General features: G+C 68.2%; 9 protein-coding genes and 1 riboswitch. Of the genes, 2 read left to right on the top strand and 7 right to left on the bottom strand.

What is annotated here, in order from left to right; genetic code table 11:
- Positions 1-3: 3 nt before the first annotated feature.
- Together J5M67_RS11955 and J5M67_RS11950 are read left to right on the top strand one after the other, a co-directional pair.
- Positions 4-1,047: an HlyD family secretion protein gene (locus tag J5M67_RS11955; protein WP_207885531.1), complete on the top strand. Its 1,044-nt coding sequence runs from the start codon at positions 4-6 to the stop codon at positions 1,045-1,047.
- Positions 1,048-1,200: 153 nt separating this feature from the next.
- Positions 1,201-1,554, top strand: a complete 354-nt coding sequence (locus J5M67_RS11950) for a hypothetical protein (protein ID WP_207885530.1) — start codon at positions 1,201-1,203, stop codon at positions 1,552-1,554.
- A 95-nt stretch (positions 1,555-1,649) separates the two neighbouring features.
- Here J5M67_RS11950 and atzF read toward each other — a convergent pair whose 3' ends face one another.
- From atzF to J5M67_RS11915, 7 genes are all read right to left on the bottom strand, one after another.
- Complete coding sequence (gene atzF / locus J5M67_RS11945; protein WP_207885529.1) at positions 1,650-3,458, bottom strand: allophanate hydrolase; 1,809 nt, start codon at positions 3,456-3,458, stop codon at positions 1,650-1,652.
- A 254-nt stretch (positions 3,459-3,712) separates the two neighbouring features.
- Positions 3,713-7,363: an urea carboxylase gene (gene uca, locus J5M67_RS11940; RefSeq protein WP_207885528.1), complete on the bottom strand. Its 3,651-nt coding sequence runs from the start codon at positions 7,361-7,363 to the stop codon at positions 3,713-3,715.
- 262 nt (positions 7,364-7,625) lie between these two features.
- Positions 7,626-8,261, bottom strand: coding sequence for an urea amidolyase associated protein UAAP2 (locus J5M67_RS11935; RefSeq protein WP_207885527.1), 636 nt, complete (start codon positions 8,259-8,261; stop codon positions 7,626-7,628).
- 11 nt (positions 8,262-8,272) lie between these two features.
- Entirely contained in the window at positions 8,273-8,992 is a 720-nt protein-coding gene (locus J5M67_RS11930) for an urea amidolyase associated protein UAAP1 (RefSeq protein WP_207885526.1), read from the bottom strand.
- Between the two features lie 10 nt (positions 8,993-9,002).
- Positions 9,003-9,806, bottom strand: coding sequence for an ABC transporter ATP-binding protein (locus J5M67_RS11925; protein ID WP_207885525.1), 804 nt, complete (start codon positions 9,804-9,806; stop codon positions 9,003-9,005).
- Positions 9,803-10,618, bottom strand: a complete 816-nt coding sequence (locus J5M67_RS11920; RefSeq protein ID WP_207885524.1) for an ABC transporter permease — start codon at positions 10,616-10,618, stop codon at positions 9,803-9,805. Before J5M67_RS11920 ends, J5M67_RS11925 begins: the two co-directional genes overlap by 4 nt.
- Positions 10,619-10,836: 218 nt before the next feature.
- Positions 10,837-11,901 (bottom strand): putative urea ABC transporter substrate-binding protein, encoded by a 1,065-nt coding sequence (locus J5M67_RS11915; RefSeq protein ID WP_207885523.1) that lies wholly within the window; start codon positions 11,899-11,901, stop codon positions 10,837-10,839.
- A 60-nt stretch (positions 11,902-11,961) separates the two neighbouring features.
- A riboswitch (guanidine-I (ykkC/yxkD leader) is annotated at positions 11,962-12,060 on the bottom strand.
- Positions 12,061-12,293 lie beyond the last annotated feature (233 nt).

The raw sequence follows: 12,293 nt of genomic DNA, 5'->3' as shown, positions 1-12,293 counted from the left end.
CCCATGAAGATTCGATTCTCCAGCCCCAAGGAACAACAGCCCACCCAGGACCAGGGCCTCAAGGTGCTTTACGCGCCGGGCAAACGCATGGCGTTCAAGCTGCGCTGGTATCTGATCCTGTTCGTGGTGACCAGCCCGCTGCTGTTCCTGGTGGGGCGCGAAATGCTCGGCCTCTGGCTGATCGAGGCCCCCGCGCAGCTGCACCTGCCGTCCAGCGAATTGCGCGCACGGGAGGCGGGGCAGGTGGCGAAGATACTGGTTCGCCCCGGCGACAAGGTGCAGGCCGGCCAGTTGCTGATGCAGATGGACAACCCCGAATGGCGCTCGCGCCTGGCCCTGCTGGCCGACCCTGCCAAGGCGACACCTGCGGCACCGGGGCGTCGGACCCTCAGCGAACGCGAGCGCGAGCCGCTGGTACGCCTGCTCAATAGCGCTGACAGCCGCCTGCAGCAACTGCGCGGCCTGCTCGCCGCCGGCGCGGCGACCCGGGGCGAAGTGCAACAGGCCCAGGACGAGCGTGACCGCCGCCAGCGCGACCTGGTGGAGTTCGACCGGCGCGAGTCGCAGCCGGGGGACGACACCCTGGATCGCCAGCGCCGGCTGGAAAGTGACTGGCTGCAGGCGCGCCTGCAAGGGCTGGAGCTCAAGGCCAGCGACTCCGGGGTCATCAGCGAAGTCATGGTGGGCGAGGGCGAGAACGTCGGTCCCGGCACTTTGCTGATGCGCCTGCAGCGCCTGGGCGACGCCGAAATCTGGATCTACCTCGATCCGCGCTTCGCCGAATACGCGTCGCCCGGCCAGCCGTTCCGCGTGCGCCTGCCTGACGGCAAATGGCTGCAGGCGGAGGTGGTGCGCATGGTGGAGGATGCGGCCCCGGTGCCGGTGGAACTGCGCGAGGCCTTCAGCGCCCCCAACCGCAACCTGCGCCTGCTGGCACGGGTCAAGGGCGATGAGTGGCCGGCCTTCTGGCGCGTCGACCGCCTGGGCCTGAAGGCACGCTTCCCGCACCGCTGGAGCTGGCTCAACCGCTGGGCGGTCCAGGAGTAAAACCGGCCGGGCGTCGGCTTCTCTGCTCCCTCCGGCGACGCATGCCGGCCCGCAACGGGTCGGCAGTGCGAGCCTGCGGCGACGTCGCGAAAGACTTGAGGCAACAATCCGGGGGAGCTATTCCTGATAGCGGTAATGTCAGGGAGGCGTGCCATGAAAGGATTCTTCTTGTTGGTGTTAGGCGGTGCCGCAGTCGTTGGACTGCCCGTACTGGCCGTGCTCGCGCTGCTGACGGACTACCGCATCGCTCGCCAGATGAAGATCGATCTGACCCAGGACTTCCAGGACACCCTCGATGCATTCCGGATTGGCACCTATGAGGTGTTGGTCGAGCGAACATCTCATGGTCATGCCAATAGGGTTTCCGAGGTCTACCGGATTTTCTTCGACAACAAGGGACAGTACTACCTCTATCAGTACGTATCAGGTCATCGCGGGATTCTGAAACCATTGAGCCGCGAGCGCGCACTTCTCGCTGCCGGAACCCAGGGGTCGTTCAAGGTTTGAGACGGCTCCTGACTCGTTGATCCCGCTGCCTTTCCATATCTGCACGGCGCCGCACATTCCCTGTGCAAACGTCCGCCCTTGGCCGAAAGCGAACCTCAACCGCGATTTGTCAGCCATGCCCGCCAGCCGCCGAAGTGGCTGATGTCTTCGGCGCCGTCAAGGCCCCACGCATCGCAGATGAAGCCGGTCTCCCAACTGCCATCTTCCAGTTGCACCTTGCCCAGCCCCAACGGCGCCGGGATGCCGGTGAGGAAGGAGCCCAGTGCGGCGCTGGGCAGTTCCCAGACTTCCACCTCGATGGCCACGCCACCGTCGGCCACGCGCAACATGCCAGGACGCAGCGGCGGGCCGCCGGCCAGGGCGTAGAGCTGGTAGGCCGGCGCGCTGCGGGTGGCGCGCAGCAGGCGGGCGCCGCGCTGGCGCAGTTGCCCGTTCAGCGCCAGGCCGTCGAGGTGCGCGCCGCACACCACCAGGCGCGCGCGGTCGTTGCGTGCAGGGTTGGCCGAGGGCGCCGACGCGATGGCATTGCCGCCGCTGAGCGGCAGGTTGTGCCGGCGCTGCAGGGCGTCGGCCACGCCGAGCAGGTACTGGTCGGTGAAGACGCGGCCGAACAGGGTCACGCCCCAGGGCAGGCCGTTGTCCATGATCGCGCTGGGCACGGCCACGGCGGCGTAGTCCAGCAGGTTCATGAAGTTGGTGTAGTAGCCCAGCTCGGAGTTGCGCTTCACCGGCTCGGCGTGCAGCTCGTCCAGCGTCACCGGGCGGCCGATGGTGGGCGTCAGCACGCAGTCGAGATCGGCGAGGATCGCGTCGCACCGTGCCTTGAGTTCCTGCAGCCGGTACTGCGCGCGGAACGCCTGTACGGCGGTGGCGCCCGGCGCTTTCGCCAGCACGTCGCGGATCACCGGCAGCACGGCCTGCGGATCGCGTTCGATCAGCGCACCCGCCACGCTGTAGCGCTCGGCCACCCAGGGGCCTTCGTAGAGCAGACGCGCGGCTTCGAGGAAGGGCGCGAAGTCGATTTCCCGCGCCTCGCCGCCCAGCGCTCTGAGCTGGTCGATTGCGTCGGTGAACAGCACCGGGCCTTCATGGCAGCCGAAGAACTCCAGCTGCCCGGCGCGGGGCACGCCGAAGCGGAAGGGCCTGGGCGCACCGAAGGCGCTGGCGTCGTTCCAGGCCGGGTTGGCGCGGCTGTAGCCGTCCTGCGGGTCGAGGCGGGCGGTGAGGGCGAGCAGCTCGCTGGCCTCGGCGGCGCTGGCGGTGAAGTAGGTGATGCAGTCCAGGGTACGGCAGGCCGGCACCAGGCCGGTATTGGACAGCAGCCCCTTGCTCGGCTTGAGCCCCAGCAGGCCGTTGAGCGCCGCCGGCACGCGTCCGGAGCCGGCGGTGTCGGTGCCCAGGGCGAAGCTCGCCACGCCCAGCGCCACGGCCAGCGAGGAACCGGCGCTGGAGCCGCCCGACGGGTACTCCGGCAGCACGCTGTTGCGGCATTCGCCGTAGGGCGAGCGGGTGCCGTTGAGGCCGGTGGCGAACTGGTCGAGGTTGGTCTTGCCCAGGGGGATGGCGCCCAGGTCGATCAGCTGTTGCACCAGCGTCGCGGATGTCTCCGGCGTGTAGGCGTAGGCCGGGCAGGCGGCGGTGGTGGGGATGCCGGCGAGGTCGATGTTGTCCTTGATGGCGAAGGGGATGCCGAAGAGCGGGAATTTATCCGGCGACTGGTCGTCCAGCGCGGCGAGGTAGGGCTCCAGCTCGTCCAGCGTCAGCAGGTGGATGAACAGGTGGTAGTCGGGGTTCAGCGCGGCGGCCTTGTTGCGCAACTCGGCGATCAGCTGGCGCGGGGTGGTGCGGCCTTCGCGGTAGGCGGCGCGCAGGGTGGCGAGGCGGAGGTCGAAGGTGGTGGGCATGGTTGGGATTCCTTGGGGCCTGTCAGTTATTCGCTCGGATTGCCCTCACCCCGGCCCTCCCCCGGAGGGAGAGGGGGATGAGCAGGCCGGCGCGGTATCTGTTTCCAAGCACGACTCACACAGTGGTGCGTGTCGTGGTTTCAGGTTGAGGCCGGTGCCTGGCCCCGCTCCGAACGGTCCCTCTCCCACTTTAGGAGCGGGGCGCGCAGCCAGGGTTAGGGTGAGGGGGCCTGCGCAACGGCGGTTATGTCGGTTCAGGCTTCTTCCATCACCACCACCCGTTGCCCTGCACGCACCGGCGAGCCGGGCTGCACGCGGACCTCGCGCACCACGCCGTCGCGCGGGGCGGTGAGGGGGATTTCCATCTTCATCGACTCGAGGATCACCAGGATGTCGCCGGCCTTCACGCTGGCGCCGGCTTCCACCTGTACCTGCCAGAGGTTGCCGGCGATGTGGCTCTCGACGGCGTGCTGGCCGGCGCCGAGCGGGGCCTCCTCGCCGCTCTCGACGGCGGCTTCGTCGCTCTCGAAGTGCGCCTGGCCGGAGACGATCCAGCGTTCGCGCTCGGCATCGAAAGCGGCGCGCTGGTGGCTACGGAAGGCGGCGATGCTCTCGGCTTCCTCGGCGAGGAACTGCTGGTAGTCGGCCAGGCGCAGTTCGCTGTGCTCGATGCGCAGCGGGTAGCGGCCGAGCGGGAAGTCGCGGCGGATGCGCAGCAGCTCTTCGGCCGACACCGGGTAGAACCGCACCTGGTCGAAGAAGCGCAGCAGCCAGGGCTTGCCGTCGAACGCTGCGACTTCGCGGTAGCGGTTCCACATCTGCAGGGTGCGGCCGACGAACTGGTAGCCGCCGGGGCCTTCCATGCCGTAGACGCACATGTAAGCGCCGCCGATGCCCACGGAGTTTTCCGCGGTCCAGGTGCGCGCCGGGTTGTACTTGGTGGTCACCAGGCGGTGGCGCGGGTCCAGCGGCGTGGCCACCGGCGCGCCGAGGTAGACGTCGCCCAGGCCCATCACCAGGTAGCTGGCTTCGAACACGGTGCGGTACACCGCCTCCAGGTCCGGCAGCTCGTTGATGCGACGGATGAACTCCAGGTTGCTCGGGCACCAGGGCGCATCCTTGCGCACGGTGGTCATGTACTTCTCGATGGCCAACTGACAGGCCGGGTCGTCCCAGGACAGTGGCAGGTGCACGATGCGCGACGGCACCTTGAGGTCCCGCGCGGCGCAGACGGCATCCCACAGGCCGCCGACGGTCTCCAGCAGGCTTTGCAGCGGCAGGGTTTCCGGCTGGTAGTGCACCTGCAGCGAGCGGATGCCGGGGGTGAGGTCGATCACGCCGGCCAGGGCTTTCGCTTCCAGTGCCTGCATCAGGGCGTGGGCGCGGAAGCGCAAGACCAGGTCCAGCTCGGGCTGGCCGATTTCCAGCAGCAGGTGGGTGTCGCCGGAGAGGCGGGCGACCAGGCGCGTGTCGTCCTGGCCGAGGTCGAGGACGATGGGGGAGGTGAGGCCAGCGGAGGAGTGAGGCTGTGCGACTGTAGGAGCGAGCTTACTCGCGAACGGAGTTTCCCTTGGCACTCCGGTGACATGCGGTTCGCGAGCAAGCTCGCTCCTACAAAGAGCGGCTGTTTCGCGGGCTTCGGAGAGGGATACAGGCAGGAACCGCACCTTGTCCCCCGCCTTGAGCTGCCCGAGCTGCCAGAGATCGGCCTCGATCACCGTCACCGGGCATACGAAGCCACCCAGGCTCGGGCCGTCCGGGCCGAGGATCACCGGCATGTCGCCGGTGAAGTCCACCGCGCCGATGGCGTAGGGGTTGTCGTGGATGTTCGACGGGTGCAGGCCGGCCTCACCGCCGCTCTCGCGCACCCATTCCGGCTTCGGGCCGATCAGGCGCACGCCGGTGCGGCTGGAGTTGAAGTGCACTTCCCAGTCCGTGGTGAAGAAGGTGTCGATGTAGGCCGGGGTAAAGTATTCCGGCGCACCGTGGGGGCCGTTGATCACCCGGATCTGCCGCACGGCCGGCAGGTCGGTGCGCAGTTCGGGTGGCAGGCTTTCGCCGTGGCGGTTGTCGGTGAGTTCCGCCAGGTGCAGCACGTCGCCGGCCCGTAGGGCGCGGCCGCCGTGGCCGCCGAACTGGCCGAGGGTGAACGTGCTCTTGCTGCCGAGATAGTCCGGCACCTGTAGGCCGCCGCGCAGGCACAGGTAGCTGCGTGCACCGGCGCCGCCTACCGTGCCGAGGCTGAGGGTGGAACCGGCAGGAACGAACAACGAGGTGTCCATCGGCTGCTCGACGCCATCCAGGCTGATCGACAGCACTGCGCCGGTGACCGCCACCACCGCGTCGGTGTTGAAGCGCAGGGTCGGGCCGCCCATGGTGATTTCCAGCGCGGCGGCGCCTTCGGGGTTGCCCAGCAGGACGTTGCCCAGGCGCAGCGCGCGGTCATCCATCGGGCCGGACGGCGGAACGCCCACGGCCCAGTAGCCGAGGCGGCCGGGGTAGTCCTGCACGCTGGTCTGAGTGCCGGCGCTGAGCACTTCGAAGGTCTGCGCGCGATAGCGCAGGCCTTCCAGGCAGCGGGTCCAGGGCGCGCCGCTGGCGAAAGGCGCATCCGCGAGGATCTGCCGCAGGTAGTCGCGGTTGCATTCCACGCCATAGAGCTGGCTGTCAGCGAGCGCACGGTCGAGGCCGGCGCTGGCCTGTTCGCGGGTCGGCGCCCAGGCGATGAGCTTGGCGATCATCGGGTCGAAGAACGGCGGAATCTCGCAGCCGGCTTCGACCCAGGTGTCGATGCGCAGCGCCTTGCCGTCCGCCGGCGGGAACTGCACGGCAGTGAGCAGGCCGGGGCAGGGCTGGAAGTCGCGGCCGGGGTCTTCGGCGTAGAGGCGCGCCTGGATGGCGTGGCCGCTGGGTTGCAGTGTGGCGACTAGTTCGGCCAGGGGCGGCAGGTCGCCGGCGGCCAGTTCGATCATCCAGCGCACCAGGTCGACGCCCCAGACCTGTTCGGTGACGCCGTGCTCCACCTGCAGGCGGGTGTTCACTTCGAGGAAGTAGAAGCGCTGCGCTTCGCTGTCGTAGACGAATTCCACGGTGCCTGCGCTGCGGTAGCTGACCGCTTTCGCCAACTGGATCGCCGCCGCGCACAGGGCCTCGGCCATGCCGGCGGGCAGGTTGGGCGCCGGGGTTTCCTCCAGCACCTTCTGGTTGCGCCGCTGTACCGAGCAGTCGCGCACGCCGAGGGCGATCACCTCGCCCTGGCCGTCGCCGAACACCTGCACTTCCAGGTGGCGGGCGCGCTGGATGTACTTCTCGATGAACACGCCGGAGTCGCTGAAGTTGTTCTGCCCCAGGCGCTTCACCGCGTCGAACGCGTCGCGCAGTTCGTCCGCCGAGCGGCACACGCGCATGCCGATGCCGCCGCCACCGGCGGTGCTTTTCAGCATCACCGGGTAGCCGACCTGCTCGCCGGCCCGCAGGGCGGCGTCGAGGTCTTCCAGCAGGTCGGTGCCTTCGAGCATCGGCACGCCCTGTTCGCGGGCCAGCGCGCGGGCGGTGTGCTTGAGGCCGAACAGGCGCAGCTGCTCCGGCGTCGGGCCGACGAAGGCGATGCCGGCGGCTTCGCAGGCTTCGGCGAAGGCGGCATTCTCGGAGAGAAAGCCGTAGCCGGGGTGGATCGCCTGGGCGCCGCTGTCGCGGGCCGCCGCGAGGATTTTCTCCACCACCAGGTAGGTGCTGGACGCCGGGCCCTCACCGAGGCTGATGGCCTGGTCGGCTTGCTGGAGGTGCAGGCTGGCGGCGTCGGCTTCGGAGTAGACGGCCACGCCCTCTACGTGCAGCTCACGCAGGGTGCGCAGGATGCGGCAGGCGATGGCGCCGCGGTTGGCGATCAGGAGCTTGTCGAACATGAGGAAGTCCCCATGGGGTGGCGGGCCGTCCCGCCGTCATTCGGTGTGCGCCACGGTCGTCCGTGGCGTGACGTGCTCTTCGTAGGAGCGAGCTTGCTCGCGAACCCGGCCTAGCTCCGGTGCTCGGACGAGGTCTGTTCGCGAGCAAGCTCGCTCCTACAGGTTCTCAGCGTCGGGCTGCACTGGGCACTTCGGCTCTGGCTGAGGATGAAGAGCCAGTGCCGCAACGCTTGCAGCTTTCCGCTTGCCGCTTGTGGCTGCTTCATTCCCATACCAAAAGCTCCGCCGGGGTCGGGTTCCAGCCGTTGCAGGGGTTGTTGAGCTGCGGGCAGTTGGAGATCAGCACGATGACGTCCATGTGCGCGAGCAGCTCGACGTACTTGCCGGCGCCGGAGATGCCGTCCTCGAAGGTCAGGCCGCCGTCGGCGGTGACCGGCACGTTCATGAAGAAGTTGATGTTGTGGCTGATGTCCGCCTTGGTCAGGCGGCCGTCATGCAGGCTGGCGCGCAGGAAGTTGTCGCGGCAGCTGTGCATGTAGCGCTTGTCCAGGGCGTAGCGCACGGTGTTGCTCTCCTGGGCGCAGGCGCCGCCGAGGGTGTCGTGGCGGCCGCAGGTGTCGGCGGTGATGGTCAGCATCGGTTTGCCGAGGTTGGACCAGAGCACGCTGCCGGCGCTGAGGTAGACCTGCCCCTGCTTGCGCAGGGTGCGCTGCACGTCGTAGCGCTCGCGCGGGTTGGCGGCGCTGAAGAACAGCGTGTCCACCGCCTGGTTGCCTTCCAGGTCGAGGATGCGCAGGGTCTGCCCGGCTTTCAGTTCGGTGAGGCTGGGTTCGCCGGCCGGAATGAAGGTGCGCGAGACGGCGGCTTCGGGGTGTTTGTCGCTGGGGACGATGGGCATGCTCGCGCTCCTTACAGGTACTGGCGTTCGGTGTTGTGGAAGCCCCGGCCGTTCTCCGCGCGCGAGGTGCGGCAGAGCACGCTGATGCCGTCCGACGCGACCTGCTGCCAGGTCAGGCCGATGGGCTTGGGCGCGTAGTGCGGGTTCGGGTCCAGCGGGTGCTGCAGGGCGGTGAGCACGACGAGGGTGTCCATCGGCGCGTAGAGCTCGACATGGTCGCCGGCTTTCGAGTTGCCCTGGGCGAAGCGGAAGCAGCCGTCGGCGTCGACGTCCACGCGGCTGAACAGGTTCAGGCACATCAGCAGGTCCTGCAGGCGCATGTCCCACTTGCCCATTTCCACCAGCAGGTTGTCCACGCCGTTGCGGTGGAAACCGTTGCGCAGTTCCTGGTAGCGGCCCGCGCCGTATTTCTCCTGCACCTCGGCGGCGTTCAGCACGCCGCCGAAGCTGTCGTGCCAGCCGCAGCTGTCGGCGGTGATGGCGGCCAGCACGCGGCCCATGTCCGAATACAGGCAGTGGCCGGCGGTGAGCTTGGCGGTGTGCTGGCACTTGAGGCTGTCGGGCAGGTTCAGCCGCTCGCTTTTCTCGGCGGCATTGAACAGCAGCAGGCTGACGTTGCCGCCGCCTTCGATGTCGGTCAGGCGCAGCAGCTGGCCGCGCTTGAGGACGAAGGAGGTGTGGCCGCCGCCGGGGACGGTTTCTTCGTAAAGGGTGGTGCGCAGGTCGTTCATGTCGGGTTCCTCAGTAGGCCGGCGTGAGCAGCGGCGCGGCCGTTTCCAGGCGCGCGGCGAGCGGTTCGGGCAGGGCGGCGCGGGCGGCCTTGCGGTCGGCGTTGAGCGGGATGTCGTAGGTGATGCGGGCGCCATAGGCGCTGGGCGCCTGCGGGTCGTGGCGGACCTTGTCGAAGACCAGCAGGCGGGTCCCCAGGCTGAAGCCTTCGGCGAGGTCGTGGGTGACCATGAATACGGTGAGCCGGGTTTCCTGCCACAGCTCCAGCAGCAGGGCGTGCATGTCCTTGCGGATGCCCGGGTCCAGCGCGCCGAAGGGTTCGTCGAGCAGCAGCACGCGGGGCTTCATCACCAGCGCCTGGGCGATCGCCAGGCGTTGCTGCATGCCGCCGGAGAGAGCGCTCGGGTACTGCTGCAGCGCATGGCCGAGGCCGACGCGCTGTAGCAGTTCGGCGGCCTGTTCGCGGGCTTCGCGCTTGGCGCTGCCGAACAGCCGGCCGAGCAGCGGCGAGCGCGGCAGTTCCATGCCGAGGACGACGTTGTCGAGTACGGACAGGTGCGGGAACACCGAGTAGCGCTGGAACACCACGCCACGACTCGGATCGGGCTCGGCGGCCAGCGGCCGGCCTTCGAGCAGCAGCTCGCCGCGGCTGGGGCGCTCCTGGCCGAGCAGCAGGCGCAGGAAGGTGGACTTGCCGCAGCCGGAGGCGCCGACCAGGGTGCAGAATTCGCCTTCGTTCACCTCGAGGTTCAGGCGTTCGAGCACCACGTTGCCGTCGTATTCCTGCCAGACGTTCTTTACCTGGATGAAGCTCATGCCTTGGCTCCTTCATACCAGGGGAAGGCACGCCGGGTGAGGGCGCGCAGGGCCCAGTCCATCAGCCAGGCCAGCGCGGTGATCCACACCACGTAGGGCAGGATCACGTCCATGGCCAGGTAGCGGCGCACCAGGAAGATGCGGTAGCCCAGGCCGTCGGTGGAGGCGATGGCCTCGGCGGCGATGAGGAACAGCCAGGCCGAGCCGAGCATCAGGCGCAGGGAGATCAGCAGGCGCGGCAGCAGTTGCGGCAGCACCACGCGCAGGATCAGCGTCCAGGTGCTGGCGCCCAGGGTCTGCGCCTTGATCAGCAGCTCGCGGGGGATTTCCCGGGCGCGCTGTTCGATGTCGCGGGCGATGCAGGGGGCGACGCCGATGACGATCAGCACCACCTTGGACAGCTCGCCGAGGCCGAAGACGATGAACAGCACCGGCAGGATCGCCAGCGGCGGGATCATCGACAGCACGGTGAGCAAGGGCGAGAGCGGCGCGCCGAACAGCGGCACGCTGCCGGCCGCGATGCCCAGCACCAGGCCGAGCAGGGCGGCGATGGACAGGCCCACGCCCAGGCGCTGCAGGCTGGCGCCGGTGTCCTGCCAGAACAGCACTTCGCCGGTGCGCTTGTCTTCGCTGAAGGCCAGGCGGTTCACCGCGTCGGCCATCTGCACGGCGCTGGGCAGCAGCTTGTCGTTGGGGTTCTCCGCCAGCCGCGACGCCGACCCGGTGAGGTAGGCAAACAACAGCAGGGCGAAGGGCAGCAGCACCAGGAACAGGCGGCCGCTGCGGTCGGGGGTTCGGTTGATCAGGCGCATGGGGTGTACCTGTTTATCGTGGGCCTTGAGGGCCGCTAACTTCGTCACGTGAGTCCGTGCCGATGCTTCCCCTCACCCCAACCCTCTCCCTGGGGGAGAGGGGGCTGTCCGTGCCGGCTGAGGCCATGCTTGCAACCTGCACCGAACGGTTCCCTCTCCCTCAGGAGCGGGGCGCGCAGCCAGGGCTAGGGTGAGGGGCTCTGGCGGGAGCCGGCTGGTCAGAGCTTCCCTTCCGCCGCCATCTGCACGTAGGTCGGGTCGAAGCGCAGCTTGAGGTTCTGCGCATCGCCGGTGGCGATGCCCTTGGCGAAGCTCATGCCGACGGCTTCGGCGCTTTTCGCACCCTCGCCGAGCAGGCCATGGGCGAAGGAGAAAGCCGCGACCTTGTCCATGGTCGCCGGCAGTTTCGGGCTGGTGGCGAAGGCCAGCGCCTCTTGCGGGGTGGCAAAGAGCTTGGTGGTGGCGAGCTGGCTCTGGTAGCCGGCGAGGTCGGTGCCCGAGGCCTTGGCCATGTGCTCCAGCGCGGCGCGGGTTTCGGCGCTGTCGCCCTGCATCAGAGCCACGGTTTCGAACCAGGCGCCGGTGAGGGCTTTGCCCAGGGCGGGGTTGTCTTTGAGTACCGCGCTGTTGACCACCATCATGTCCATGATCTCGCCGGGAACCTGGCTGGAGTTGAACACCTCGGTGGTGCCCGGCTTGGCGCGGGCCTCGGAGAGCATCGGGTTCCAGGTGGTCACCGCCTGCACCTCGTCGGTGTTGAAGGCGGCGGCGATGTCGGCGTCGGAGGTGTTCACCGTCTTCACGTCCTTCTCGGTCAGGCGGGCGTTTTCCAGCGCGCGGGCGAGCAGGTAATGGGAGACCGAGAGTTCCACCAGGTTGACGTTCATGCCCTTGAGGTCGGCCAGGGTCTTGCCTTCGCCCTTGAGGACGATGCCGTCGTTGCCGTTGGAGAAGTCGCTGACGATCAGCGCGGTGGAGTCCACGCCGCCGGCGGCGGGGATGGTCAGGGCGTCCATGTTGGTCATGGTGCAGCCGTCGAACTGCCCGGCGGTGTACTGGTTGATCGACTCGATGTAGTCGTTGAGCTGGGTGACCTTGATCTCGATGCCGTACTTCTTCGCCCACTTGTCGACGATGCCGTGGCTGGCCGCGTACTCCCAGGGCATCCAGCCGGCGTAGATGGTCCAGCAGAGGTTGAAGCTGTTCTTCGCGGCGGCGGAGGCGCCGAGGCTGAAGGCGACGAGACCGGTGGCGAGCAGGGCGGTCAGAAGGGGCTTGCGCATGGACAATCTCCAGGTCGGTTGTCGGGCGGGCAGGAGTCGGGCGGCACTGATGGCGCTCGCATCTCCCGGGCTTTTGTCCCGCCGTGTAACCTCGCTGGAGGTCGATGACTCTCGGACCAGTCACTCGCCGCGCGAGCCGGAACCCTAGTCATCCATTGTCAGATTGTGGTGCCGTTGTCCGGTGGTCCGGATGACTCCTGCACGCATCGGTAAAAGCGAATGCCGTGCCAACTCCGGAGAGCCGCCATTTTCCGCGCCGTGGCAACGAACTCAGGTGGTTCATGGGCCTTTTTTGCCCGATCTGCGCTCAAAAATGAGGCGGGACGCTGCTTTCTGGTGCGTATCTGTTGTGGAGCCCGGTTGTTGCCTCCGGGCGCGGCCTTCGATCTTCT

The organism is Pseudomonas sp. 30_B (assembly GCF_017491605.1).
Taxonomy (GTDB): Bacteria; Pseudomonadota; Gammaproteobacteria; order Pseudomonadales; family Pseudomonadaceae; genus Pseudomonas.
This window is presented reverse-complemented; position numbering and strand designations above follow the sequence as displayed.

Excerpts from the sequence above, each read along its gene's own strand:
- J5M67_RS11955 (WP_207885531.1), top strand. The coding sequence starts at position 4 with ATGAAGATTCGATTCTCCAGCCCCAAGGAACAACAGCCCACCCAGGAC.
- J5M67_RS11950 (WP_207885530.1), top strand. The coding sequence starts at position 1,201 with ATGAAAGGATTCTTCTTGTTGGTGTTAGGCGGTGCCGCAGTCGTTGGA.
- atzF (WP_207885529.1), bottom strand. The coding sequence starts at position 3,458 with ATGCCCACCACCTTCGACCTCCGCCTCGCCACCCTGCGCGCCGCCTAC.
- uca (WP_207885528.1), bottom strand. The coding sequence starts at position 7,363 with ATGTTCGACAAGCTCCTGATCGCCAACCGCGGCGCCATCGCCTGCCGC.
- J5M67_RS11935 (WP_207885527.1), bottom strand. The coding sequence starts at position 8,261 with ATGCCCATCGTCCCCAGCGACAAACACCCCGAAGCCGCCGTCTCGCGC.
- J5M67_RS11930 (WP_207885526.1), bottom strand. The coding sequence starts at position 8,992 with ATGAACGACCTGCGCACCACCCTTTACGAAGAAACCGTCCCCGGCGGC.
- J5M67_RS11925 (WP_207885525.1), bottom strand. The coding sequence starts at position 9,806 with ATGAGCTTCATCCAGGTAAAGAACGTCTGGCAGGAATACGACGGCAAC.
- J5M67_RS11920 (WP_207885524.1), bottom strand. The coding sequence starts at position 10,618 with ATGCGCCTGATCAACCGAACCCCCGACCGCAGCGGCCGCCTGTTCCTG.
- J5M67_RS11915 (WP_207885523.1), bottom strand. The coding sequence starts at position 11,901 with ATGCGCAAGCCCCTTCTGACCGCCCTGCTCGCCACCGGTCTCGTCGCC.